The sequence below is a fragment of the Mesorhizobium sp. B2-3-7 genome (genome assembly GCF_006442695.1).
Taxonomy (GTDB): Bacteria; Pseudomonadota; Alphaproteobacteria; order Rhizobiales; family Rhizobiaceae; genus Mesorhizobium.
The window spans coordinates 47,430-72,531 of the sequence record NZ_VFVV01000013.1 but is presented as its reverse complement, the minus strand read 5'-3'; the positions used below and the strand labels follow the sequence as shown (position 1 = coordinate 72,531).

Here is a 25,102-nt window from a genome sequence, read left to right as displayed (position 1 = left end):
TTCGCGGCGAAAGCAAAGCCAAGAAAAAGGGACGGGCATGATGCGTGCGGGGGCACATCCAGAAATTGCAGGACGCTGGGGGAAGTGGGTCGGTTTCATACGCGATCGCCGTGGCATCGCGGCGGTCGAGTTCGCTCTCATCGTGCCAATCCTGCTGATCATGTATTTCATCACCATGGAGGCTTCGCAGGCCATCGAGACCAGCAAGAAGGTCAGCCGCATCGGCAGCATGGTCGCGGATCTGGTCACGCAGCAGCCGACCATCGTCAAGGCGGATCTGGATGCCATCATGAAGATCGGCACCTCCACCTTGCAGCCGTACAATCGCTCGAAGCCGGATATCACCATCACGGCAATACAGGTCACAACCGACACGCCGCCCAGGGTGAACGTGGTGTGGTCGCGCAAGGTGGTCAATGGTGCTTACAGTATCGGCACCGCCCTGCCCGCAACCACTACGGTTCCGGCAACGCTCAGGGTCGCAGGCACCTTTCTCATTCGTGTCGAAAGCAAACTTGGTTACAAACCGATCATCACCTGGTCCGCAGACAGCTCACAGACGGCCGGATTGACGACGGTCTTCAACAACATATCGATGGGCGAGACCTATTATCTGCGTCCGCGCAGAAGCCTGACGATCCCCTGCGGCGACTGCTGACGACCCTATCGCCGCACGCCACCGTCCGACACCAGACGCACGATGGCGTGCGCCATCTCGTAATCCTTGGGAACCACGGTGGCGAAACCGCCGGAATGCCTCGATTCCAGCAGGTCGTAGATGTCGGGCGTCGTCGATTTGAGATTGGTCAGGAAAACCGCCAACCGGCGCTTGGCTTCCGGGTCGAGATCGCTACGCACCGCGTGAGGACCGTATCTCAGCAAACCCGACGTCCATACGACTTGAAGGGCGGTCGCCGAAAGCCCGGCGGCTTCGAGCCTTGCCTGCGTGCCCGATAGTCTTGGCTCGCCGTCGGCCGCCGCCGTCGCCCAGCCGAACAAGGCATCGGCCTGGCCATCGACCAGCATTCCTTCCGCGGCCGAGGCGGAACCGGCGTGAACCAGAAACGATGCGTCCTCTGCGATCTTGACGTGCTCGGCAGCCAGTCCGGCCAATGGCAAAAGAGAACCAATGCTGTCCGCCGGCGGCATGGCGATCCGGTGGGTTTCCATCGCGGCCAGGCTGGGCACCTTGCCATCCTTCGTCAGCAGCACGGCGCGGATGCCGACCGCGCCATCGGAATCGACCGGTGCCACAAGCGGTTCGACGCACTCGCAGCGTCTTGACGCCGTTGCATAGGCGGTCGCCGAGTAGACGGCATATTCGATGCGAGCATTGGCCTGCGCATCGATCAGCGCGGCATAGTCACGGGCAACGACGAACTCCACCTTCATGCCCAGCGCGTTGGTAAAGGCCTCGGTCAACCGCGCCAGGCCTGGAACGGTGTTGGCGGCGCCGGGTTCGGCGACGATGCCGATGCGAAACGTGCCGATATCGTCACGCCAGTCGGCGTGCGCCGAGCCGGACCAGACCGCGCCTTGCGCGATCATGAGAGCGGCGCATGTCTTCAGGGCAGCTTTCATGGGAGACCCGGTCCTGCGATCCGTCAATGAATTGGTTCCGGACTATCGCGCCGAGCGGTTGCCGTTTGGTTTCCGAATTGCCAATGCCGCCGTGGAACCCTATGTCTGGGTGCTCAAACCGGCAACAATGACCTCATGGCGCGTGCTTTCCTCTTCGTCCTGGATTCCTTCGGCATAGGCGGCGCCGCCGACGCCGAACGCTACGGAGATGCCGGTGCCAACACCTTCGCCCATATCACCGAGGCCTGTGCGGAAGGCCGCGCCGATCGCGAAGGACTTCGCCAAGGGCCGTTGTTTGTTCCCAACATGGCGTCGCTCGGACTTGGCAAGGCTGCCGAGACCGCGACGGGGCTGGGCTTTGCCGCTTTCGGGACGGATCTCGTCGACAATGCCTTCCACGGTGCCGCCCAGGAGGTTTCGAGCGGCAAGGACACGCCATCCGGTCATTGGGAGATAGCCGGCCTGCCGGTGCGTTTCGACTGGGGTTATTTTCCCGACACGATCCCAGCCTTTCCCGCCGAACTGACCGAGGCGATCATCCGCGAGGGCAAGGTGCCGGGCATTCTCGGCAACTGCCATGCGCCTGGTACCGAGGTCATCGAACGGTTCGGCGAGGAGCACATCCGCACGGGCAAGCCGATCTGCTACACCTCGGTGGACTCAGTCCTGCAAGTCGCCGCGCACGAGGTCCATTTCGGACTGGAGCGGCTCTACGAATTCTGCAAGGTGGTGCGTCGCCTGGTTGATCCGTTGAGGATCGGAAGGGTGATCGCGCGACCGTTCGTCGGCGAGACGGCAGCCACTTTCGAGCGGACCTACAACCGACACGACTACGCCGTGCCGCCACCCGAGCCGACATTGCTCGACCGGCTGACGGCGCGTGGCAGCCGCGTCATCGCCGTGGGCAAGATCGGCGACATCTTTGCCCATCGGGGGATTTCGGAAGTGCGCAAGGCCGCGGGCAACATGGCCATGTTCGACCAGGCGCTTGATGCAATGGATGCGGCCCGCGACGGCGATCTCGTCTTCGCCAATTTCGTCGATTTCGACACCGAGTTCGGCCATCGCCGCGATGTTGCAGGTTATGCCGCCGCGCTCGAGGCCTTCGACCGGCGACTGCCGGAAGCATTCGCGAGATTGCGACAGGGCGATCTGCTGATCCTGACGGCCGACCACGGCAACGACCCGACCTGGCGCGGCACCGACCACACACGCGAACGCATTCCGGTGATCGGCATCGGACCAGGTCTGACGGGCGGCGACATCGGGCTGAGAACGACATTCTGCGACATTGGTGAAACCGTGGCCGAACATCTCGGGTTGGCGCACGGCCGCTACGGCACTTCCTTTTACCCGGATATGGGCGGCCATGCCTGAATTGCCCGAGGTCGAGACGGTCCGGCGCGGGCTGGAGCCGGTTCTGGAGGGTGCCCGCATCATCCGCGCCGAGGCACGCCGGCCGGACCTGCGTTTTCCATTCCCCGAAAAATTCGCCGAGCGGCTGACCGGCAAGACGATCACGGCGCTCGGACGCCGAGCCAAATATCTGACGATGGATCTCGAAGGCGGTCCCGCCCTGATCTGCCATCTCGGCATGTCGGGCTCGTTTCGCATCGAGACGGCCGACGCTGCCGAAATGCCCGGCGTGTTCCATCACGAGCGGTCGAAGAGTTCGACGCACGACCATGTCATCTTCGACGTCGCCTCTCGGGACGGCACCCGCTCGCGCGTGGTTTTCAACGATCCGCGTCGCTTCGGCTTCATGCTGTTTTGCGAAGGGCCGCCGGACACCCATCCGATGCTGGCGGGGCTCGGCGTCGAACCCACCGGCAATGCGCTTGACGGAGTGCTGCTGGCCTCACTGCTGAAGGGCCGGAAATCGCCGCTGAAGGCCGCTCTTCTCGACCAGAGATTGATAGCCGGGCTCGGCAACATCTATGTCTCGGAGGCGCTATGGCGCGCCGGGCTGTCGCCGCTGCGCGAGGCGGGCACGATAGCCAAAGCCGGCAAGAAAGCGGGTGAGCAAAGCCGGGGGCTTGCCGTGGCGGTCCGCTCGGTCATCGCAGATGCCATTGCGGCCGGCGGATCGTCGCTGCGCGACTACATGCAGACCGACGGTTCGCTGGGCTATTTCCAGCACTCCTTCGCGGTGTATGACCGGGAGGGCGAACCCTGCTCCAAGCCTGGCTGCGGCGGCCATATCGAGCGCATCACGCAGAGCGGCCGCTCGACCTTCTATTGCCGGACCTGTCAGCGGTGAGCTAGATCGATCTTCAATTGCCTGGAAGAGGAGCCGAAGCCATGGCCTATGAAACGATCGTCGTTGAAACCAGGGGCAAGGTCGGGCTGATCACCTTGAACCGGCCGAAGGCGCTCAATGCGCTGAATTCCCAGGTCATGGCGGAATTGGTGGCCGCGGTAAACGTGTTCGGGGCAGATGACGGCATCGGCGCGATGGTCGTCACTGGTTCCGAGAAGGCCTTCGCCGCAGGCGCCGATATCAAGGAAATGCTGTCGATTTCCTACGTCGATGCCTACATCAAGGACTTTTTCGTCGGCTGGGAAGAACTGACCCGGGCGCGCAAGCCGATCATCGCGGCGGTGGCGGGCTATGCGCTGGGCGGCGGCTGCGAACTGGCGATGATGTGCGACTTCATCATCGCCGCCGACACGGCAAAATTCGGCCAGCCCGAAATCACGCTCGGCGTCATTCCCGGCATGGGCGGCTCACAACGCCTGACCCGGTTCGTCGGCAAGTCGAAGGCGATGGACATGTGCCTGACCGGGCGGATGATGGATGCCGCGGAGGCCGAGCGTTCCGGGCTGGTCTCGCGCGTCGTGCCTGCCGGCGAGCTTGTCGAGGAGGCCGTCAAGGCGGCGGCCAAGATCGCCGATTTTTCGCTGCCGTCGGTGATGATGGCAAAGGAAGCCGTCAACCGAGCCTATGAAACGACGCTCGCCGAGGGGCTGCGGTTCGAACGTCGACTGTTCCATTCGCTGTTTGCGCTCGACGACCAGAAGGAAGGCATGGCGGCCTTCGCCGAGAAGCGCAAGCCGAATTTCACCAATCGCTGACAGCGCACCTCCGGGGCGCGAAATGCTTCGGCGTGGCTGAAAAAATGCTCCGGCGCGACGACAGCCAAAAAGAACGCCAGCCAGCGTTGACGCGCCGGGAAAGCTGAACTATAAGCCGCACCAACCGAGGCGGCCCTGTGGCTGCCCGTTTGTTTTTTGTGCCCTGCGGCATGCCGCATGCGCCGACCAGATCAGAAGAGAGGCATCATGGCCAATACATCCTCGGCCAAAAAGGCAACGCGCAAGATCGTCCGCCGCGCGGCGATCAATAAAAACCGCCGCTCGCGCGTCCGCACTTATGTGCGCCAGGTCGAGGAGGCGCTCGCCTCCGGCGACAAGGCCGCCGCGCAGGCGGCGTTCAAGGCCGCCGAGCCGGAATTGATGCGTGCCGCGACAAAGGGCGTGATCCACAAGAACACCGCGGCCCGCAAGGTTTCACGGCTGGCCCAGCGCCTCAAGGTGCTGTCGGCCTGACGTCCCTTTCCGGACTGATCTTCTGAGAACCCGGCCGATAGTGCCGGGTTTTTTCGTTTGCCGGCAAGCACTTAAAAAGAATACTCGGAAACGGCGTCGAAAGCGGAGTTTGCGGTCCGAAATGCTTTGCCGGCATATGCGTGCCGGCTGATGGTCCAGATACTTGAAAAGTGTCGGCTAAAAAAATTCTCCCTCCGCAGAAATAATCAATATTTCCCAGCTAGTTACAGATAGTCATCCACACGTTGTCCACAGCGCGGCGAAGCGCCAGGAGAACAACTGGCTGTCAAGCGATTTATTTCACAAAATTTCGCGCCAGCCCGGCTTTTTCATATTCGCCGGAAAAGGGTTTGAATCACAATGGCTTTGTCAAACTATAGTGCTGCCGCATGGCGCTTCGGCGCGCCGGACCTAACCAGATTCCTTAAAAATCCGTTAGACGTGGCCTTGCCCTATCCACAGCGATTTCGGTAATGTCGGTCCATCGAAAGGGATGGGCCGGGTGGCCCTGACCCAGCCTGAATGGGCCAGCTTAAATTGGCGGGGTTTGTGGCGCGGATCAAGTCCGCGAACAGGTTTGGTTTGCTCTTTTTCGATACGGTAGGGGACTGGCGTAACTATACATGGCAGGTCGACAGCGCCGGCGATTTTCGCCGGACGGTGTTGCATTGCCCTGACATACCCAACACGGACTGGCTTCCATGGGCCGGCACCGGTTCCCTGGACAATGGGCGACGTTCATCTGCCGGCGGCGGCAGCGGGCGTCGTAGCAAAGCGCAGTCGCTGGAACACGGATGCAGGAGGCGCATCCCCGGCGGAAAAACAGGTACAGAGACAAGGAACTCGATCATGCAGAGCGGCGTCGAAAGGGAGCTTACCAATGACATCCCATTTTCAGGAAATCTGATCGGAGCTGATGAGATGGCGGCTTCCAGCGACGCGGAACAGAAGTTCGACCGGGTCAAGGCCCAGTTGAAGGCGCGGTTGGGAACCGAAGTCTATTCGAGCTGGTTCGGGCGCATGAAGGTCGCGGAGGCTTCAAAGGGCATCGTTCGCATTTCGGTGCCCACTGCCTTCCTGCGCTCGTGGATCAACGGCCACTATCTCGACCTTATCTGCGAGCTTTGGAAGCACGAGGATCCGGAGATCCTCAAGATCGAGATCATCGTGCGCACAGCCACCCGCCAGGGGCGCAGCCATGCCGAACCGGAATTGGCGCCGGCGCGCAAGATGACGCGACAAACGCAGACGGCGCTGGCCGCCGGCACCGTAAGCCCCGGCAGGCTGGAGCGGGCTCCGGCGCCGCGCCCGGGCATGCCGGCCGAGAGCGAGTTCCGCCACAATGTGCTGGGATCGCCGCTCGATCCGCGTTACACGTTCGCCTCTTTCATCGAAGGGCCGTCGAACCGGGTGGCCTTCGCCGCGGCCAAGGCCGTGGCGGAATCGCAGTCGAGCGCGGTGCGCTTCAACCCGCTCTTCCTTCATGCGACGGTCGGCCTCGGCAAGACCCATTTGTTGCAGGCTATCGCCGCGGAATCGCTGAAGCAGAACCCGAAATCGCGCGTCGTCTACCTGACGGCGGAATATTTCATGTGGCGCTTCGCCACCGCGATCCGCGACAACAATGCCTTGACGCTCAAGGAACAGCTTCGCGATATCGACCTGCTCATCATCGACGACATGCAATTCCTGCAGGGCAAGTCGATCCAGCACGAATTCTGCCATCTGATCAACATGCTGCTCGACAGCGCCAAGCAGGTCGTCGTCGCCGCCGACCGGCCCCCGTCGGAACTGGAATCCCTCGAACCGCGGGTCCGCTCGCGCCTCAATGGCGGCGTCGCGCTCGAAATGTCGGCCCCCGATTTCGCCATGCGCCTGGGCATGCTCAAGCTGCGCCTCGCCACCGCCAGGCACGACGACGCTTCCCTCGACATCTCCGACGAGATCCTCAATCACGTCGCCCGCACGGTGACCGGCAGCGGCCGCGAACTGGAAGGCGCCTTCAATCAACTCCTGTTCCGCCAGTCGTTCGAGCCGCAGATCACCATCGATCGCATCGACGAGATCCTCGGCCATATCTACCGCACCGGCGAGCCGAAGCGGGTCCGTATCGAGGATATTCAGCGCATCGTCGCGCGGCACTACAATGTGTCGAAGACCGAGTTGCTGTCCAACAGGCGCACGCGCACCATCGTCAAGCCGAGGCAGGTCGCCATGTATCTGTCCAAGGTGATGACGCCGCGCTCGCTGCCCGAGATCGGGCGGCGCTTCGGCGGCCGCGACCACACAACGGTGCTGCACGCAGTGCGCAAGATCGAGGATCTTTCCGGCGGCGACAACACGCTGGCGCAGGAACTGGAACTGTTGAGACGGTTGATCAACGACCAGGCCTGAGCCGTTCGAAAACGCCTGGCGGCGTGCTTCGCCGCCTTTATCCCCAGAAAGCCCGCGTAGCCGGCCCGAACCGGTCGCGCGGGCTTGCGTTTGCTGGTTTTTTCCTGTCAGTTTACGCAGATTCTGAAGCCTGTTCAGACCTTTCGCGGGACGCCGCCAGCCGGAGACCCGCTCATTCATTCAAGCGAGCCTGGTTCGTCATGCGTGTTATCCTGGAACGGTCAAATCTCCTGAAGTCGCTCAACCACGTCCACCGCGTGGTCGAGCGGCGCAACACCATACCGATCCTGTCCAACGTGCTGCTCAGCGCCGAAGGCGCCAGCCTGGAAATGAAGGCCACCGACCTCGACCTGGAGGTGACGGAAGCGACGCCGGCCAAGGTCGAGCGGGGTGGCGCGACAACGGTTCCGGCGCATCTGCTCTACGACATCGTGCGCAAGCTTTCCGACGGTGCCGAGGTGATGCTGAAGACGGACGAGGACGGCAACGCCATGACGGTGACCTCCGGCCGCTCGAGCTTCCGACTGCAATGCCTGCCGCAATCGGACTTCCCCGAGCTTTCGGCCGGATCCTTCTCGCATATCTTCCGGCTCGACTCGGTCGCGCTCAAGGGGCTGATCGAGAAGACCCAGTTCGCCATCTCCACCGAGGAGACGCGCTATTATCTCAACGGCATCTATCTTCACACACATGAGGTCGGCGGCAAGCTGAAGCTGCGCTCGGTGGCGACCGACGGCCATCGCCTGGCGCGCGCCGAGATCGACGCGCCGGCGGGTTCCGAAGGCATGCCGGGCATCATCATACCGCGCAAGACGGTCAGCGAATTGCAGAAGCTGGTCGATGATCCCGACGTGGCGGTCACCACCGAGTTGTCGGACACCAAGATCCGCTTCACCATCGGCAGCGTCATCCTGACTTCCAAGCTGATCGACGGCACATTCCCCGATTATCAGCGGGTCATTCCCACCGGCAACGACAAGAAGCTGATCATCGACCGCCAGAGCTTCGCGGCCGCCGTCGACCGCGTCTCGACCATCTCCTCCGAACGCGGGCGCGCGGTGAAGCTTTCGATCAGTGAGGGCCAGGTGACGCTTGCGGTCAACAATCCGGATTCGGGCAGCGCCACCGAGGAGTTGGCCGCCGACTATTCAGCCGACCCGATCGAGATCGGCTTCAACGCCAAGTACCTGCTCGACGTTGCCGCACAATTGACCGGTTCAGAGGCCCGGTTCATGTTGGCCGACGCCGGTTCGCCAACGCTGATCCACGACATGGCCGATGAAACCGCGCTTTATGTGCTGATGCCGATGCGGGTGTAGAGCAGTAGCGGTTGCCGGCACAAACCCATATAAGTAAGCTTACACTTACCAATTTCCGCAACTATGCGGCGCTGTCGGTCGAGCTTGAGCCGGGCGCGGTGGTGTTTTCCGGTGACAATGGCGCTGGCAAAACCAATCTGCTGGAAGCGATTTCCCTGTTGACGCCGGGCCGCGGCCTGCGCCGCGCGCCTTACGCGGACGTCGCGCGTGAGGGCGGTGACGGCGGCTTTGCGCTGCACGCACGGCTCGACGGACCTGACGGCCAAGTCGAGATAGGGACGGGCATTTCGAGTGGCGACAGTCTTGGCGAGGGCGGCAGGCGGGTGCGTATCAACGGCGCCACGGCGCGATCGGCCGAAGACATGCTGGAATGGCTGCGCGTCGTGTGGCTGACGCCGTCCATGGACGCTCTGTTCACCGGACCGGCCGCGGACCGCCGGCGCTTTCTCGACCGGCTGGTGCTGGCGATCGATCCAGGCCACGGACAGCGCGCCCTCGACTATGAAAAGGCGATGCGCGGCCGGAACCGGTTGCTGACGGAAGGTTCGCGGGATTTGAGCTGGTTCGAGGCGATCGAGATGCAGATGGCCGAGACGGGCGTGGCGATCGCCGCGGCGCGCGCCGAAATGGTGCGCCTTCTGGCCGCCATGATCGACAGGCTGCCCGACAGCGGCCCGTTTCCGCAGGCCGATATCGGCCTGTCGGGCGATCTGGAAGCCGAGATCGCCACCATGCCGGCTGTCGACGTCGAGGAGCGGTTCCGCCGCACGCTCGCCGGGGGCCGCGACCGCGACCGCGCCGCCGGGCGCGCGCTCGAGGGCCCGCACCGCTCCGATCTCGTGGTCCGGCACCGACCCAAGGCGATGCCGGCGGAGCTGTGTTCGACCGGCGAACAGAAAGCCTTGCTTGTCGGCATTGTCCTGTCGCATGCCAGATTGACCGGCGAGATGTCCGGCTTGACGCCAATCCTGCTGCTCGACGAGATCGCGGCACATCTCGATGGTGGCCGGCGTGCGGCGCTGTTCTCGATCCTGGAGGAATTGAACTGCCAGGCTTTCATGACGGGAACCGATGCTGCGCTGTTTTCCAGCCTGGCGGGCCGGGCGCAGTTCCTGATCGTGGATCACGGCACGGTCGCGCCGATGGCTGTGTGAGCACCTGACAAGGTTTTTCTCCCGCTATATGATCGAGCCATGATCGCCACCGCCCTCACCGACGAAGAACTCGAACGCTATGCCCGCCACATCGTGCTGCCCGAAATTGGCGGCGCCGGCCAGCAGCGCCTGAAGCGAGCGCGGGTGCTGGTCATCGGCGCCGGCGGATTGGGCGCACCAGTGCTTGAATATCTTGCCGCAGCCGGCGTCGGCACGCTCGGCGTGATCGACGACGACACGGTTTCGCTCTCCAACCTGCAGCGGCAGGTGATTCACGGCACGAACACTGTCGGCATGCTGAAAACCCACAGCGCCAAGGCGGCAATCGCCCGCATCAATCCCAACACCGCTGTCGAAATCCACACATTGCGCCTGACCGCGGACAATGCCCAAGCCCTCGTCGCCCGTTACGACGTGGTCGTCGACGGGTCCGACAATTTCGAGACGCGCTATGTCGTGGCCGATGCCTGCGCGGCGGAGGGAAAGCCGCTGGTGCACGCCGCCGTGGGCCGTTTCGATGGCTCCGTGACCGTGCTGATGCCGTTCCAAGCCGATAGGGACGGCACCTCCAACCCCGGCTACCGCGACCTCTTCCCGGAGGCCCCACCGCCGGGTCTGGTGCCGTCCTGTGCCGAGGCCGGGGTGCTTGGCGTGCTGACTGGGGTGATTGGCACGTTGCAGGCGATGGAAGCCATCAAGCTGATCACCGGCATTGGCGAGCCGCTGATCGGACGACTGCTGCTCTACGACGCGCTGGCCGCGCGTTTCGAGACCATCCGCTACAAGAGACGAAACTGACGTTGAAGCGCACTGCCGATATCGCCATCATCCGGATTCCGGCCGATTTCGACCGCTGGAACGAAGTGCTCGCCCTGATCCTGCGCGCATTCGCCTTCATGGACGGCATCATCGACCCGCCGTCCTCGGCGCACCTGCTCACTGCGGAAACTATGCGCGACAAAGCCCGCCGCGAGACCGGCCTGCTGGCGCTCAGCGGCAACAGGATCGTCGGCTGCATCTTCGCCCTGGAACGAACCGACCACCTCTATGTCGGCAAGCTCGCCGTCACGCCGGACTGTCAGGGCCAGGGCATCGGCAGGTTGTTGATGCAAGCCGTCCAGGATTTTGCCCGCAGCCGCGGCAAGGTCGCAATCGAGCTGCAGACGCGAATCGAGCTGGCTGGGAACCAGGCAGCCTTTGCCCGGCTCGGTTTTCGCGAGACCGTGAGAACGGCGCATGAAGGTTATGCGCGACCGACTTCGGTCACCATGCGCAAGACTCTTTAATAAGTCTTCACTTACATTACGTTGCGAAGCCGCTCAGGTCCTGAGCGGCAGCACGCGATCCGGCGGGCGGTGGCCGTCGACGAAGGCGCGGATGTTGATGATCACCTTCTCGCCCATGTCGATGCGGCCCTCGAGCGTCGCCGACCCCATATGTGGCAAAAGCACGACCTTGCCCTTGGTCGCGAGCTTGAGCAGTTTTCCGTTCAATGCGGGCTCGTGCTCGTAGACGTCGAGGCCGGCGCCGGCGATCCTGCCATCCTGAATCAGCTTGACCAGAGCCTCCTCGTCGATGATGTCACCGCGCGCGGTGTTGACGATATAGGCGGTGGGCTGAAGCAGCGCCAGCCGCCGCGCCGAAAGCAGATGGAACGTCGCCGGCGTCGAGGGGCAGTTGACCGAGATGATGTCCATGCGGGCCAGCATCTGATCGAGGCTTTCCCAATAGGTCGCCTCCAGCCCGTCCTCGACCGCCTGCAGCACGCGATGGCGATTGTGATAGTGGATGGAGAGGCCGAAAGCCTTGGCACGCCTGGCAACGGCGGTGCCGATACGCCCCATGCCGACAATGCCGAGCCGTTTGCCCCAGATGCGCCGGCCAAGCATCCATGTCGGCGACCAGCCGGCCCATTTCTTGTCGCCGGTGAGTACATTGGCGCCCTCCGCCAGCCGGCGCGGCACCGCCAGCATCAGCGCCATCGTCATGTCGGCCGTATCCTCGGTCAGCACGTTGGGCGTGTTGGTTACGGTGATGCCTTTCTTGGCCGCGGCCGCCACGTCGATCTTGTCGACGCCATTGCCGAAATTGGCGATCAGCTTGAGGTTTTCGCCGGCCTGGGCGATCAATGCCGCGTCGATGCGGTCGGTCACCGTCGGCACCAGCACGTCGGCCTCCTTGACCGCCGCGACCAGTTCCGGCTGCGTCATCGGCCTGTCCTCGACATTCAGCCTTGCGTCGAACAGCTCGCGCATGCGGGTCTCGACAGGGTCGGGCAGTTTTCGCGTGATGACCACGAGAGGCTTCTTTTTGCCTGCCATTGCTTCCCTCGTTGAGACCTCTTTAACCAAGACCGGCGAAACTGGAAGCCGGTCGCGGTAGCCGATTTACCCATGTACCAAGCGGTGCCGCCGAAGACAAAGAAAAAGGGGCGCCGGGGCCGGCAGGCCAGCGCCGAAAGGAACGAAAGTGTCTGGTTTCGCGTCGCTTCGCCTGACCCTCAGCGCAGCATTTCTCGGCGCTCTGCTCTATTCACCCCAACTGTGCGCGCAAGGTGCAGCGGCTCCCGCCCAGAGCGTCGTCACGCTCGGGCCGAGCGGCCTGCCGCTGCCACGATTCGTCAGCCTGAAATCCGGCCGCGTCAATTCGCGTGTCGGGCCGGGCGCCAACTACTCGGTCGACTGGATGTATCTGAAGGCCGGCCTGCCGATGGAGATCATCCAGGAGTTCGACACATGGCGCCGCGTGCGCGACGCCGACGGTTCGGAAGGTTGGATCAACCAGTCGCTGCTTTCGGGCCGGCGCACGGCGATCGTGGCGCCGTGGCAGCGCGGCAAGGGCGCCCAGATCAATCTCCTCAGGAGCCCCGAAAAGGACGCCAGCGTGGTGGCGATCGTCGAGCCGGGCGTCATGGGCACGATCAAATCCTGCGACGGCCAGTGGTGCGAAATGACGCTCGATGGCCATACCGGCTGGCTCGCCCAATCCGTCGTCTGGGGCGCCTATCCCGGCGAGCGGGTCAAGGACTGATTTTTGGCCTTGCCCGATTCGTTTGAACCGCAGGCCGGACCGTTTAGCGGCCGATGCGGCCGAGATGGGTATCCTGAAAGCTGCTCGACAGCTTCAAGCCGTAACCCAGCGCGCGATCGATAGCGATGTGGGCGATCCAGATCAATGCAACCGCTATAGCGGCTGCATTGCCGAACAGGCTGCCGGCAAGCACCAAAAACACCGGTGGGACCAAGATGTGGAAGGCATTGTAGCAGGCGGTGCCGACGCGCGGCCCGGCGAGATAGCCGAACATGGACAGATCAGGCGCCAGGATCAACAAGGCGAACAACCACCAGGACGCACCGGCGAGTGCATAAAAGACGATAGCGGACACCGCGACAGCGGCCCATTCCAGCCGGACAGCCAGATCGAGGGGTTTCATTCCTGGCCGTTCATACGTGCCCGGCCGTGCATACGTGCTTGGCCTTCGGTCATTCGGCGCGTTTGGGGCGCAGCCTCACCACGATGTCGACATTGGCGATCTCCATCCCCTCGGGTGGTTCCGGTAGGTTGGTGACGGTGACCGGACCATTGGCGATGTCGAAAATCCGGTTTTCGCCTTCGATATAGAAATGGTGATGATCGGAGGTGTTGGTGTCGAAATAGGTTTTGGCGCCCTCGACAGCCAGAATGCGCAGGAGTCCCGCCTGGGTGAATTGGTGAAGGGCGTTGTAGACGGTGGCCAGCGACACCGGCACGCCGGCGGCGACGGCCTCCTCGTGCAGTTCCTCGGCCGACAGATGGCGGTCGCCCTTGGCGAAAAGCAGGTCGGCAAGCGCAATGCGCTGCCGTGTCGGCCTCAGGCCGGCTTCACGAACCCGCTTGTCCACAGCGACATTTTCCTTCCGGCAGCCCCGGTCCATCTGGTCGTCCAAGCTCACAGTTCCGCCTCAAGACACGTCCAGAATGGCAAAAAAATGGATGTCTGCCGAAACCGGACCCCTTTCGACATATATTCTGTCGTCCGGATGCGATCAATAGCGCGCATTGACCCGGCAAGACTGGCGGGTTAAGCGCAAACGCCGGTTTCCGGCCTGAAACAGATTGTGTTAGGACACCAACGACAAGGGCGCGCCAGCGCCCGGGACATATGGGAACGAGATTGATGGCGGGTTCGAAATCCAGCTACGACTACGAAGAATTGCTGGCCTGCGCCCGCGGCGAGCTGTTCGGACCGGGCAATGCCCAGTTGCCCTACCCGCCGATGCTGATGTTTGACCGCATCACCGAGATCAGCGAAACGGGCGGGGCTTTCGACAAGGGCTTCATCCGCGCCGAATTCGACATCAAGCCGGACCTGTGGTTCTTTGCCTGCCATTTCATCGGCAATCCCATCATGCCTGGATGCCTGGGCCTCGATGCCCTGTGGCAGCTGACGGGTTTCTATCTCGGCTGGCTGGGCGAACCCGGCAAAGGCATGGCGCTGTCGACCGGCGAGGTCAAGTTCAAGGGAATGGTCACGCCCTCGGTTAAAAAGGTCGAGTATGGCGTGGAATTCAAACGTGTGATGCGTGGCCGGCTGGTGCTGGGCATCGCCGATGGTTGGCTAAAGGCGGACGGCGAACCCATATACGCGGCAACGGACCTGAAAGTCGGTCTGTCCAAGCAGTCGGCGGTCGCTTGACCGTCGCCCTGGCCGACTTCGTGGCCAGCATTCCTGGAAGGAGTTGCGAATGAGACGTGTCGTAGTCACAGGCCTCGGCATCGTGTCGTCGATCGGCAACAATGCCAACGAGGTGCAAGCCTCGCTGCATGACGCCAAATCCGGCATCAGCTTCTCCGACTCCTTCGCCGAGCACGGCTTCCGCTGTCAGGTCTGGGGCGCGCCGACGCTCGATCCCAGCGCCATGATCGATCGCCGCGCGATGCGCTTCCTGAGCCAGGGAGCGGCCTGGAACCATGTCGCCATGGACCAGGCGATCGCCGATGCCGGCCTTGGCGAGAGCGACATCACCAATGAGCGCACCGGCATCGTCATGGGCTCGGGCGGGCCTTCCACCCGCACCATCGTCGAGGCGGCCGAAACCACGCTCAAGAATGGCAGCCCCAAGCGCATCGGCCCATTCGCGGTGCCGAAGGCGATGTCGTCGACCGCGTCGGCGACGCTGGCCACCTGGTTCAAGATCCACGGCGTCAACTATTCGATCTCGTCGGCCTGTTCGACCTCGGCGCATTGCATCGGCAATGGCTACGAACTGATCCAGTGGGGCAAGCAGGACATGGTGTTCGCCGGCGGCCACGAAGATCTCGACTGGACGATGTCGGACCTGTTCGATGCCATGGGCGCCATGTCGTCGAAGTACAATGACAGGGCATCTGCCGCTTCCCGCGCCTATGACGTCGATCGCGACGGCTTCGTCATCGCCGGCGGCGCCGGCGTGCTGGTGCTCGAGGAACTGGAGCATGCCAAGGCGCGCGGCGCCAAGATCTATGCAGAGATCGTCGGCTACGGCGCCACCTCGGACGGCTTCGACATGGTTGCGCCCTCGGGCGAAGGCGCGGTCCGCTGCATGCGGCAGGCGCTGGCGACCGTCACCACCCCGGTCGACTACATCAACACCCATGGCACCTCGACGCCGGTGGGGGATTCCCGCGAAATGGGCGCGATCCGCGAGGTGTTCGGCGAGAAGATGCCCTTCATCACCTCGACCAAATCGCTGACGGGCCATTCGCTGGGCGCGGCCGGCGTGCAGGAATCCATCTATTCGATCCTGATGATGCAAGGCGGTTTCATCGGCGAAAGCGCCCATATCGAGACTCTCGACCCCGAATTCGAGGGTATGCCGGTGGTGCGAAAGCGCATCGACAACGCCAGGATCGACACCGTTTTGTCCAATTCCTTCGGCTTTGGTGGCACCAACGCAACGCTGGTTTTCCAGCGCTATTCCGCATAAGGCCACGTTTTTTCCACGAGGATTGGCGATCATGGACGGATTGATGAAGGGCAAGCGCGGGCTTGTCATGGGCGTCGCCAACGATCATTCGATCGCCTGGGGCATCGCCCGGAAACTGTCCGAACATGGGGCCGAACTTGCCTTCACCTACCAGGGTGACGCCTTCGGCCGCCGGGTCAAGCCGCTCGCCGACAAGCTCGGCGCGGCGCTGGTGGTTCCCTGCGATGTCGAGGACAGCGCCTCGGTCCGCGCCACCTTCGAGACCTTGGGCAAGGCCTGGGGCGGGCTCGACTTCGTGGTCCATGCCATCGGCTTTTCGGACAAGAATGAGCTCAAGGGCCTCTACGCCGACACCAGCCGCGACAATTTCATCCGCACCATGGTCATCTCCTGCTATTCCTTCACCGAGGTCGCGCGCCACGCCGCGGCCCTGATGCAGGATGGCGGATCGATGATCACCCTGACCTATGCCGGTTCGGTGCGCGTCATGCCGAACTATAACGTCATGGGCGTCGCCAAGGCCGGCCTCGAGGCCAGCGTGCGCTATCTCGCCAACGATTACGGCCCGCGCGGCATCAGGGTGAACGGCATATCGGCCGGACCGGTGCGAACGCTTGCCGGCGCCGGGATTTCCGATGCGCGCCACATGTTCTCTTACCAGCAGCGCAATTCTCCGCTGCGCCGCACCGTGACCATCGACGAGGTCGGCGGCTCGGCACTCTACCTCCTGTCCGACCTCGCTTCCGGCGTCACCGGCGAAATCCACTATGTCGATTCCGGCTATCATATCGTTTCCATGCCGACGCTCGAGGAGCTGAAGCAGACGGATCGCGCGAGCGAATAGGCCATTACGCGAAATAGTCTTTTCTCCTGCGAAGAAATAATTCCCTTCCAATAAAATTGGATGCATTCGCGGAAACTCATTTTAAGGGCCTATCGGCTATAGAGTCCCGCAATTTGGGGACTTTCAATGCCTGCCGTCAGCAACCCGAACCGCACACCGGTGTTCCGGCTGATCACCATAGCCAGTTCGGGCATTGGCAGTTTCATTCTCGGCATCTGGGGGCTGAAGCACGCGCTTGGCGACGGCTTTGCCGGCATGCCGGCGGACGTGATGGTGGCGATCATGGCTGCCCTTTGCGCATTGGCGGCGGCGGGAGCCGCGATGTCTTTCTTCGCCGGCGTCGATGAATCGGCTGATTTCGTCTTCAACGAAACCCAGTTCGACAAGCTGACCGGATTGCTGGCGCGTCCGGCGATGGTCGGCAAGATCGCCGAGGCAGCCTGCGCGACGAGCCGCACCGGGGCCCCGATGTTCCTCATCGACATCGACATCGACCGGTTCAAGCAGATCAACGACGCGATCGGCTACAGCCAGGGCGACGAACTGATCCGCGCCTTCACCAAGCGGCTGCAGGCCTGCGTGCCCGAGCGCGTGCAGATCGGGCGCATCGGCGCCGGCGAGTTCGCGGTGCTGCTTCCCGATCATCAGATTCAGGGAACGATGGAAGCTATGGTGGAGAGGCTCATCGACGAGATGATGGAGCCCTATGAGCTCAGCAGCCACCAGCAATCGGTGAGCCTGTCGGTGGGCATCGTGGCGATGCCCAAGGACGGCGTCGACCCGGTCCTCATCCTGCGCCGCTCCAACTTGGCGCTGCAAAATGCGCGCGCCAGGGGAGTCGGCAACTGGTCGGTCTTCGATACCGAGATGGGTCGGGTCGCCGATCATCGCCAATGGGTCGAATCCGAGCTGCACATCGCATTCGAGCGCGGTGATTTCGACCTTCACTATCAGCCGCAGCTGGACCTGCCGAGCGGCCGCATCGTCGGCTATGAAGCGCTGATCCGCTGGAACCATCCAGAACGCGGCATGATCCCACCTCTGGAGTTCATCCAGATCGCCGAGGAAACCGGCATGATCAATCCGATCGGCGAATGGGTTCTGCGCAAGGCATGCAGCGACGCCCGCCATTTACCCGACGACTGCTTCGTCGCCGTCAACATCTCGCCGGTCCAGTTCATGACCAAGGACTTCATCGGCCTCGTGCGCGACACGATGCGGACCACCGGCATCAAGCCCTCGCGGCTGGAGCTGGAAGTCACCGAGACGGCCATGATGCAGGACCGCGACCGCGCCGCCGCCATCCTGAAAGAGCTTGCCGATATGGGCATCTCGGTTGCCGTCGACGATTTCGGCACCGGCTATTCCAATCTCAGCTACCTGATCGATTTTTCATTCGGCAAGCTGAAGATCGACCGCTCCTTCGTCAGCCGCATCGATACGGATTCGAGCTCCGGCGCCGTCGTATCGACCATTGTCGGCCTCTCGCGAGCACTCGGCGTCAGTATTATTGCCGAGGGTGTCGAGACAGAGGACCAGGCGACACTGCTCAGGGCAGCCGGTTGCGAGGTGGTGCAAGGTTATCTGTTCGGCCGGCCGGCGCCGCTTGCGGTCATGGCCGGCGAGGGACATGTCATCGAGGATTCGAGGCGCGTCGCCAATCTGCACTGAGTGTCACGCCGTTGCGTGTCAGCGACGCGCGGAAAGAACCTTGAACATGCCGTCACGGGCGAGCTCGGCATGGCTGGAGAAGGCGGCGGCCAGTGCCGGCTCGTAGGGCAGCTGGCGGTTCGCCACCATGTACAGCCGCGCTCCCGGCTTCAGCGCCTTTGCCGCTGCCCGGATCAGGCCGGCGCCGATCTCCGGTTCGGCCGCGCGGCTGCGATGAAAAGGCGGGTTCATGACGACCGCGTCGTAGCGACGCTCGACCGGCTCCCCCTGCAGGTCCGTCCAGAAGAAACCTTTCGCAACCGACTGGCTGGCCGTGGCAAGATTGGCTTTGGCGGCTTCGAGAGAAGCGAAATCCGCCTCATAGAGATCAAGTGCCGAGATGCCGGGCGAACGCGCTTCCATCTCCGCCGCCAGATAGCCCCAGCCGGCGCAGAAATCGGCGACATGGCCGCGCAGGTCGGCCGGAAGATGGTCCGCCAGCAACTTCGAACCGGCATCGACACGATCGAAGGAAAACATGCCGGGCGCCGTGCTGAAGCGGCCGTCGACCAGCCCGGCGGGATTGGCGGCACGCAGCGCTGTCGACGCGTCCGTCCCGGCCGGCCGGCGAAGCCAGAAGGCGATGCCGTGATATTTGGGCAGATGGCCTTCGAGCGGCACAAGCTCGTCCATGCGCTTGCGCAGGCTGGCGATGCCATCATCCTTGCCGCCGGCAATGACGATCAATCCGCCCTCGGTGACGCGCTCCAGCGCATCCGCGATGCGCAGCTCGTTCTGGCCGCGATGGCGGCCCGCGAGCACCAGCGCGGCGTCAAAGCCATCGCCCTGCGTTTGCGGGGTGACAGTGAAGCCCGCGGCTTGCAGCGCGCGAAAATGCGGCCGGAAGCCTTGCACCACGTGCAGCTCGGCGTCGAAGTCCCGCGGTGTCCGCAAGCCGGATTCGGCCCCGAGAAAAAGCGCCCGTTCGCCCTTGCCTGGCAAAGCGACCGCCTCGGCCTCGAATGGATGGAAAAGTGTCTTCAGCGGTTCGGCAGACATGCCTTTGCTCCATAAACGAAAGCGGGCGCGACATGAGCCGCGCCCGCTTCGATTTTTCGGTCAGGCCGTTCAGGCGGCGTTTTCTTCGCTCTCAGCCTTCTTGTCGCGAACGATTTCCTTGCCGGTGGCCTGGTCGACGACCTTCATCGACAGGCGGACCTTGCCGCGCTCGTCGAAGCCCATCAGCTTGACCCACACCTTGTCGCCTTCCTTGACGACGTCCGAAGTCTTGGCGACCCGGTCGTTGGCAAGCTGCGAGATGTGGACGAGGCCGTCACGCGGGCCGAAGAAGTTGACGAAAGCGCCGAAGTCGGCGGTCTTGACGACCGTGCCTTCGTAGATTTCGCCGACTTCCGGCTCGGCGACGATGGTGTGGATCCACTTCTTCGCCGCCTCGATCTCCTTGGCGTTCGCCGAAGCGATCTTGACCGTGCCGTCATCCTCGATGTTGATCTTGGCGCCGGTCTTCTCGACGATCTCGCGGATGACCTTGCCACCGGAACCGATCACGTCGCGGATCTTGTCGGTCGGGATGTGCATGACCTCGATGCGCGGCGCGAACTCGCCGAGCTCGGCGCGCGCGCCGGACAGCGCGTGGCCCATTTCGCCGAGAATATGCTGACGACCGTCCTTGGCCTGGTCGAGAGCGATCTTCATGATCTCCTCGGTGATGCCCTCGATCTTGATGTCCATCTGCAAGGAGGTGATGCCGTTGGCGGTGCCGGCGACCTTGAAATCCATGTCGCCGAGGTGATCCTCGTCGCCCAGGATGTCGGAGAGCACGGCGAAGCGCTCACCTTCCTTGATCAGGCCCATGGCGATACCGGCGACCGGCTTGGCCAGCGGCACGCCGGCGTCCATCAGCGCCAGCGAGGTGCCGCAGACGGTTGCCATCGACGACGAGCCGTTGGACTCGGTGATCTCCGAGACCACGCGCAGCGTGTAGGGGAACTGGTCTGATGTCGGCAGCATCGGGCGGATGGCGCGCCAGGCGAGCTTGCCGTGGCCGATCTCGCGGCGGCCGGGCGAGCCCATGCGGCCGGTCTCGCCGACGGAATAGGGAGGGAAGTTGTAGTGGAGGAGGAACTTCTCCTTGTACATGCCGGTCAGCGAATCGACATACTGCTCGTCCTCGCCGGTGCCCAGCGTGGCGACGACCAGCGCCTGGGTCTCGCCGCGGGTGAACAGCGCCGAACCGTGGGTGCGCGGCAGGACGCCGACCTCGGATACGATCTTGCGCACGGTCTTCAGGTCACGGCCGTCAATGCGCGAACCAGTGTCGAGAATGTTCCAGCGCACGACCTTGGCTTGGAGCTCCTTGAACACGCTGCCGATCTGCTCGGAGGAATATTTCGGCTCTTCGCCTTCGGCCGGAGCGAAGGCCGCCTTGACCTTGGCCTTGACGGCGTCCACGGCGGCATAGCGCTTCTGCTTGTCGGTGATCTTGTAGGCGTCGCGAAGCTCGTCGCCGACGATCTTCAGCATCTCGGCTTCGAGAGCGGAATAGTCCGGCGCGGTGAAGTCGCGCGGGTCCTTGGCGGCGACTTCGGCCAGCTTGATGATCGCGTCGATCACCGGCTGGAAACCGCGATGGCCGAACATGACCGCGCCGAGCATCAGGTCTTCGCCGAGCTCCTTGGCTTCGGACTCGACCATCAGCACGGCGTCGGCGGTGCCGGCGACGATCAGGTCGAGCTTGGATTCCTGCATCTCGTCGACATGCGGGTTGAGCACGTATTCGCCGTTGATGTAGCCGACGCGGGCGCCGCCGATCGGGCCCATGAAGGGCACGCCCGACAGGGTCAGGGCCGCCGAGGTGGCGACGATCGACAGGATGTCCGGATCGTTCTCGAGATCATGCTGGACGACGGTGACGACGATCTGCGTGTCGTTCTTGTAGCCGTCGGCAAAGAGTGGGCGGATCGGGCGGTCGATGAGGCGCGAAACCAGCGTTTCCTTTTCGCTCGGACGACCTTCACGCTTGAAATAGCCGCCCGGGATCTTGCCGGCGGCGTAGGTCTTTTCCTGGTAGTTGACGGTCAGCGGAAAGAAGTCGAGGCCCGGCTTGGGCTCCTTCATCGAAACGACCGTGGCGAGAACCTTGGTCTCGCCGTAGGTGGCGAGCACGGCGCCGTCGGCCTGGCGCGCGATCTTGCCGGTTTCGAGGATGAGCGGGCGACCGCCCCATTCGATTTCCACTTTGTGGTGATTGAACATGTCTTGTCCTTCATATGAGGAAAGGGCCGCGCCGTTTCAGCGTGCGCGGGTGCCCTTTCCCCTGGCTTCCTTTCTCGGGCAGCCACGGGCAAGACAACGGGAAGCTCGATCCATGTCGGCCGGATGGCCGCGCGAGCGTCCTGCAATCCTGCCCCATGACCGTCCATGGGGTGGCTTCGAGGGGGCCCTCTGCACGCTCGAAACCGGATTTGGCCAATCGATCCGACTGGCCCTGCGCATGACCCCACAAGCAGCGGCTTGTGGAATGCGTCACGCGCAAACTCAACTTGTTGGAGCGTCCGTCCGGCATCCGGATGGGTGCGCGGCGCTCCAGTACCTGCATTCGAGATCGGATTGGTCCGGTGCTCAAATGCGCGACCGGCGGGCCCTTGTGAGGCCCGCCGGTCAATTCGTCAACGGCGCAGGCCGAGCTTCTCGATCAGCGTCTGGTAGCGCGTGTCGTCCTTGCGCTTGAGATAATCAAGCAGGCTTCGGCGCTGGGAGACGAGAGCGAGCAGACCACGGCGGGAATGGTTATCCTTCTTGTGGTCCTTGAAATGGTCGGTCAGGTTCTTGATGCGCTCGGAAAGGATGGCTACCTGAACTTCCGGAGACCCGGTGTCGCCCTTGGCGGTTGCGAATTCAGTCATCAATTCCTGTTTGCGCTCGGCAGTAATCGACATCGTGTTTTTCCTTATCTGTTCGAGGAAACGGGTCGCCCTCAGCCGGGATGTCGTCCAGCAGGGGCCGGTGCAAGCAGAGCGTCATAGCGCTAAGCTGCGGCGCATATAGTGCAATTCCCAAGAAAACACCAGCCCAATTCACGAAGCCGGCTTTTCACGCCAAAACGGCAAGTTATCCCTGTCAAAGCCATTTTTTCCATTTGAAGAAGGCAATCAGCCCAACCGCGACCACGGCCATGAACAGCAGCGACAAGGGATAGCCGTAATAGGCCTTCAGCTCAGGCATGTTCCAAGGCGACGTCTCCGGATCGAAATTCATGCCCCAGACGCCGACCAGAAACGTGAGCGGCATGAAGATGACCGAGACGATCGTCAGATAGGAAATGACGTCGTTGGTGCGTGCCTGGCTCAGCGACAGATGCATCTCGATCAGGCCGGTCAGCATGTCGCGCTGGTTCTCGACCAGCTCGATCAGCCGCAGCGCGTGGTCGAGCGTATCGTTCAGGAAGACCTTGGTTTCGGCCTTCACATAGGACACGTCGTTGCGGATCAGCGTCGCTAGCGCATCGCGCACCGGCCACAGCACCCCCTTCAGCACATTGGCGTCGTGCCGCAATCCATGAAGCTGCTGCATCTGATGCTTGTGCGGTGCGTGCAGCATCTGGTCCTCGATGCTGTCGACGAGTTCGCCGGCCGCCTCGATCGGCGGAAAGTAGCTATCGACGATGGCGTCGATCAGCGCATAGGCGAGATAGTCGGCGCCACGGGCGCGCAGCCGGTTCGGCGCCGAGCTTTCGATGCGCTTGCGCACCGGATCGAACGGATCGCCTTCGCGCTCCTGGAAGGTGACGACGAAATTCTTGCCAAGGAAAACGGCGATCTGCTCGTAGCGGTGCGAGGCGACGTCGTCGATCATCCGCACGACCACGAAAGCATGGTCTTCGTAGAAATCCACCTTCGGCCGCTGGCCCGTGTTGACGACGTCCTCCAGCGCCAGCGGATGCAGGCTGAAGATGCGGCCGATCTCCTTGATCAGCTCGATATTGGCCAGGCCGGTGCAGTCCAGCCAGATGACCGGCCACTTTTCGCAATTGGCATTGACGTCGTCGATGCTGGCATTGTCGATCGTTTTGGACTTTTGCGGCGAGATCAGGGTGAGCCGCAGTTCCGAGCGTCGCGCCGCGGGATCGGCGATCAGCGTTCCGGGCGATGCACCGACCGGCGGCCGCCTGGCCCTGAGCGGCGCCCGCGTCTTGATCGCCTCAACCTTTGCCATGCGGCCCCTCGGATAGATATCGCATAGAGATTAGACGAGGGCCCTCACCCGGCAAAGACCCGTTTGGGCTTGAACATGCCCTGCTCGATGGCGCCGATGGCCACCAGCTTGCCGCGCGCGGTCGCGCAGGCTTCCTCGGCCTCCACCGGCGCGTCGCGGCCGCGGATGATGACGGGATTGCCGAGGCGGATCTTCGTCGCCGCATCGTCGCTGATGGCTATCTGCGGCAGGCAGTCGAGTGCCGCCGAGGTGTCGACAAGCAGCGCGTCGATCGCGGCAAAATCGATCGGCGCTTCTATCGAATCGGGGGACGGTTGCTGCGTGCCATGACCCTGCTCGCCGAAGCGCGCCGCCTCCAGTTCGGCGACGGTGACGAAATCCTCGGCGGTGAACGGCTCGACCTCGATCCGGCGCAGTTCAGAAATATGGCCGAAGCAGCCGAGATCGCGGCCCATGTCGCGGGCCAGCGAGCGCACATAGGTACCCTTGCCGCATTCGACCTCGAAAACCGTGTGATCGGCCCCGTGCTCGACGATGTCGAGGCGGCCGATTTCGATCTCGCGCGCGGGAATGTCGACCGTCTCGCCGTCGCGGGCGAGATCATAGGCGCGTTCGCCCGCGATCTTGATGGCCGAGAATTGCGGCGGCGTCTGCATGATGACGCCGGTGTATTTCGGCAGCAGCGCCTGCACTTCGGCCTCCACGGGGCGCCGGTCGGAGTCCCTCGTCACCGGACCTTCGAGGTCGTCGGTCGAGCGCTCCTGCCCCCAGGCCACGGTGAAGCGGTAGATCTTGGCGCCGTCCTGGACGTAGGGCACGGTCTTGGTGGCTTCGCCGAGCGCGATCGGCAGCATACCGGAAGCGAGCGGATCGAGCGTGCCGGCGTGGCCGGCCTTCTCCGCCTGGAACAGCCACTTGATCTTGGAGACGGCCTCGGTCGAGCCCATGCCGACCGGCTTGTCCAGCACCACCCAGCCCGAGACCGGCCGGCCCTTCTTCTTGCCGCGGCGCGCCATTATTCGCTGTCCTTATCGTCGTCGTCCGCATCCAGATCGCGCGCCACTTCCGGCGATTTCAGGAGATCGTTGATCCTGGCGAAATTGTCGAAGGAGGTGTCGAGCCGGAAGCGAAACTCGGGCATGTACTTCATCTGCCGCAGCGCGCCGGAGACACGGCCGCGGATGAACTTGGCATGCTTGTTGAGCGCCTCGACCACCGCGCCGGCGTCCGTGGCGCCGAGCGGCGAGATGAAGGCGGTTGCGATCTTGAGGTCGGGCGACATGCGCACTTCCGACACCGAAACCACGGCATTCTCGACCAGCGGATCGATGATCTCGCCGCGCTGCAAGGTTTCGGACAGCGCATGGCGCACCTGCTCGCCGACGCGCAGCATGCGCTGGGATGGGCCTGATGTGGTCGAACGGGGCATTT

General features: G+C 63.1%; 25 protein-coding genes. 15 read left to right on the top strand and 10 right to left on the bottom strand.

The features are described from left to right. The first annotated feature begins 37 nt into the window (after positions 1-37). Positions 38-658: a TadE/TadG family type IV pilus assembly protein gene (locus FJ940_RS23195; protein ID WP_140523898.1), complete on the top strand. Its 621-nt coding sequence runs from the start codon at positions 38-40 to the stop codon at positions 656-658. A 5-nt stretch (positions 659-663) separates the two neighbouring features. Here the strand turns inward: FJ940_RS23195 and FJ940_RS23190 are convergent, their stop codons facing one another. Next, positions 664-1,581 carry a PhnD/SsuA/transferrin family substrate-binding protein gene (locus FJ940_RS23190; protein WP_140557605.1) on the bottom strand — a complete coding sequence of 306 codons (918 nt, stop codon included), beginning with the start codon at positions 1,579-1,581 and terminating at the stop codon, positions 664-666. A 135-nt stretch (positions 1,582-1,716) separates the two neighbouring features. Between FJ940_RS23190 and FJ940_RS23185 the strand changes: the two genes are divergently transcribed. The 9 genes from FJ940_RS23185 to FJ940_RS23145 all read left to right on the top strand — a co-directional run bounded on the left by FJ940_RS23185 (position 1,717) and on the right by FJ940_RS23145 (position 11,283). Further along, the gene (locus tag FJ940_RS23185; protein ID WP_140557604.1) at positions 1,717-2,958 is read left to right on the top strand and encodes a phosphopentomutase; all 1,242 of its coding nucleotides are present in this window, start codon (positions 1,717-1,719) and stop codon (positions 2,956-2,958) included. Then, positions 2,951-3,841, top strand: a complete 891-nt coding sequence (gene mutM / locus FJ940_RS23180) for a bifunctional DNA-formamidopyrimidine glycosylase/DNA-(apurinic or apyrimidinic site) lyase (protein WP_140496743.1) — start codon at positions 2,951-2,953, stop codon at positions 3,839-3,841. The genes FJ940_RS23185 and mutM overlap by 8 nt, the downstream gene beginning before the upstream one ends. Positions 3,842-3,882: 41 nt before the next feature. Continuing rightward, positions 3,883-4,656 (top strand): enoyl-CoA hydratase, encoded by a 774-nt coding sequence (locus tag FJ940_RS23175; RefSeq protein WP_140564841.1) that lies wholly within the window; start codon positions 3,883-3,885, stop codon positions 4,654-4,656. Positions 4,657-4,863: 207 nt separating this feature from the next. After that, on the top strand, positions 4,864-5,130 hold the full coding sequence (rpsT, locus tag FJ940_RS23170; protein ID WP_140496747.1) for a 30S ribosomal protein S20: 267 nt from the start codon (positions 4,864-4,866) through the stop codon (positions 5,128-5,130). 849 nt (positions 5,131-5,979) lie between these two features. Continuing rightward, entirely contained in the window at positions 5,980-7,524 is a 1,545-nt protein-coding gene (gene dnaA, locus FJ940_RS23165; RefSeq protein ID WP_140496749.1) for a chromosomal replication initiator protein DnaA, read from the top strand. Between the two features lie 200 nt (positions 7,525-7,724). Then, on the top strand, positions 7,725-8,843 hold the full coding sequence (dnaN, locus tag FJ940_RS23160) for a DNA polymerase III subunit beta (protein ID WP_140496751.1): 1,119 nt from the start codon (positions 7,725-7,727) through the stop codon (positions 8,841-8,843). An 11-nt stretch (positions 8,844-8,854) separates the two neighbouring features. Beyond that, the gene (recF, locus tag FJ940_RS23155) at positions 8,855-9,997 is read left to right on the top strand and encodes a DNA replication/repair protein RecF (protein WP_140658053.1); all 1,143 of its coding nucleotides are present in this window, start codon (positions 8,855-8,857) and stop codon (positions 9,995-9,997) included. Between the two features lie 39 nt (positions 9,998-10,036). Beyond that, entirely contained in the window at positions 10,037-10,795 is a 759-nt protein-coding gene (locus FJ940_RS23150) for a molybdopterin-synthase adenylyltransferase MoeB (RefSeq protein ID WP_140496755.1), read from the top strand. A 2-nt stretch (positions 10,796-10,797) separates the two neighbouring features. Continuing rightward, positions 10,798-11,283, top strand: coding sequence for a GNAT family N-acetyltransferase (locus FJ940_RS23145; RefSeq protein WP_246671081.1), 486 nt, complete (start codon positions 10,798-10,800; stop codon positions 11,281-11,283). Positions 11,284-11,316: 33 nt separating this feature from the next. Here FJ940_RS23145 and FJ940_RS23140 read toward each other — a convergent pair whose 3' ends face one another. Beyond that, entirely contained in the window at positions 11,317-12,318 is a 1,002-nt protein-coding gene (locus tag FJ940_RS23140) for a D-glycerate dehydrogenase (protein WP_140496760.1), read from the bottom strand. A gap of 148 nt (positions 12,319-12,466) precedes the next feature. On the opposite strand from FJ940_RS23140, the gene FJ940_RS23135 reads away from it, so the two are divergent. Next, the gene (locus FJ940_RS23135) at positions 12,467-13,027 is read left to right on the top strand and encodes an SH3 domain-containing protein (protein ID WP_140496762.1); all 561 of its coding nucleotides are present in this window, start codon (positions 12,467-12,469) and stop codon (positions 13,025-13,027) included. Positions 13,028-13,070: 43 nt separating this feature from the next. Here the strand turns inward: FJ940_RS23135 and FJ940_RS23130 are convergent, their stop codons facing one another. Then, entirely contained in the window at positions 13,071-13,430 is a 360-nt protein-coding gene (locus FJ940_RS23130) for a DUF4260 domain-containing protein (RefSeq protein WP_140557599.1), read from the bottom strand. Positions 13,431-13,479: 49 nt separating this feature from the next. Beyond that, positions 13,480-13,911 (bottom strand): iron response transcriptional regulator IrrA, encoded by a 432-nt coding sequence (irrA, locus tag FJ940_RS23125; RefSeq protein WP_181165297.1) that lies wholly within the window; start codon positions 13,909-13,911, stop codon positions 13,480-13,482. Between the two features lie 242 nt (positions 13,912-14,153). Between irrA and fabA the strand changes: the two genes are divergently transcribed. From fabA to FJ940_RS23105, 4 genes are all read left to right on the top strand, one after another. Further along, positions 14,154-14,672, top strand: a complete 519-nt coding sequence (gene fabA / locus FJ940_RS23120) for a 3-hydroxyacyl-[acyl-carrier-protein] dehydratase FabA (RefSeq protein ID WP_140496768.1) — start codon at positions 14,154-14,156, stop codon at positions 14,670-14,672. Positions 14,673-14,721: 49 nt separating this feature from the next. Next, entirely contained in the window at positions 14,722-15,942 is a 1,221-nt protein-coding gene (fabB, locus tag FJ940_RS23115) for a beta-ketoacyl-ACP synthase I (RefSeq protein ID WP_140496770.1), read from the top strand. A 31-nt stretch (positions 15,943-15,973) separates the two neighbouring features. After that, positions 15,974-16,786: an enoyl-ACP reductase FabI gene (gene fabI, locus FJ940_RS23110; RefSeq protein ID WP_140496772.1), complete on the top strand. Its 813-nt coding sequence runs from the start codon at positions 15,974-15,976 to the stop codon at positions 16,784-16,786. 126 nt (positions 16,787-16,912) lie between these two features. After that, the gene (locus FJ940_RS23105; protein ID WP_140513180.1) at positions 16,913-18,457 is read left to right on the top strand and encodes a bifunctional diguanylate cyclase/phosphodiesterase; all 1,545 of its coding nucleotides are present in this window, start codon (positions 16,913-16,915) and stop codon (positions 18,455-18,457) included. An 18-nt stretch (positions 18,458-18,475) separates the two neighbouring features. Here FJ940_RS23105 and FJ940_RS23100 read toward each other — a convergent pair whose 3' ends face one another. From FJ940_RS23100 to rbfA, 6 genes are all read right to left on the bottom strand, one after another. Next, positions 18,476-19,495 (bottom strand): class I SAM-dependent methyltransferase, encoded by a 1,020-nt coding sequence (locus FJ940_RS23100; protein ID WP_140658050.1) that lies wholly within the window; start codon positions 19,493-19,495, stop codon positions 18,476-18,478. Positions 19,496-19,564: 69 nt separating this feature from the next. Next, positions 19,565-21,712, bottom strand: a complete 2,148-nt coding sequence (gene pnp, locus FJ940_RS23095; RefSeq protein WP_140513176.1) for a polyribonucleotide nucleotidyltransferase — start codon at positions 21,710-21,712, stop codon at positions 19,565-19,567. 413 nt (positions 21,713-22,125) lie between these two features. Further along, entirely contained in the window at positions 22,126-22,437 is a 312-nt protein-coding gene (gene rpsO, locus FJ940_RS23090; protein WP_281405124.1) for a 30S ribosomal protein S15, read from the bottom strand. Between the two features lie 139 nt (positions 22,438-22,576). Further along, a complete protein-coding gene (gene corA, locus FJ940_RS23085) occupies positions 22,577-23,671 on the bottom strand; it encodes a magnesium/cobalt transporter CorA (RefSeq protein ID WP_140513174.1) in 1,095 nt (364 codons plus the stop codon). Between the two features lie 44 nt (positions 23,672-23,715). Then, complete coding sequence (gene truB / locus FJ940_RS23080) at positions 23,716-24,687, bottom strand: tRNA pseudouridine(55) synthase TruB (RefSeq protein WP_140523878.1); 972 nt, start codon at positions 24,685-24,687, stop codon at positions 23,716-23,718. Further along, complete coding sequence (rbfA, locus tag FJ940_RS23075; protein WP_140496786.1) at positions 24,687-25,100, bottom strand: 30S ribosome-binding factor RbfA; 414 nt, start codon at positions 25,098-25,100, stop codon at positions 24,687-24,689. Before rbfA ends, truB begins: the two co-directional genes overlap by 1 nt. Positions 25,101-25,102: the final 2 nt, after the last annotated feature.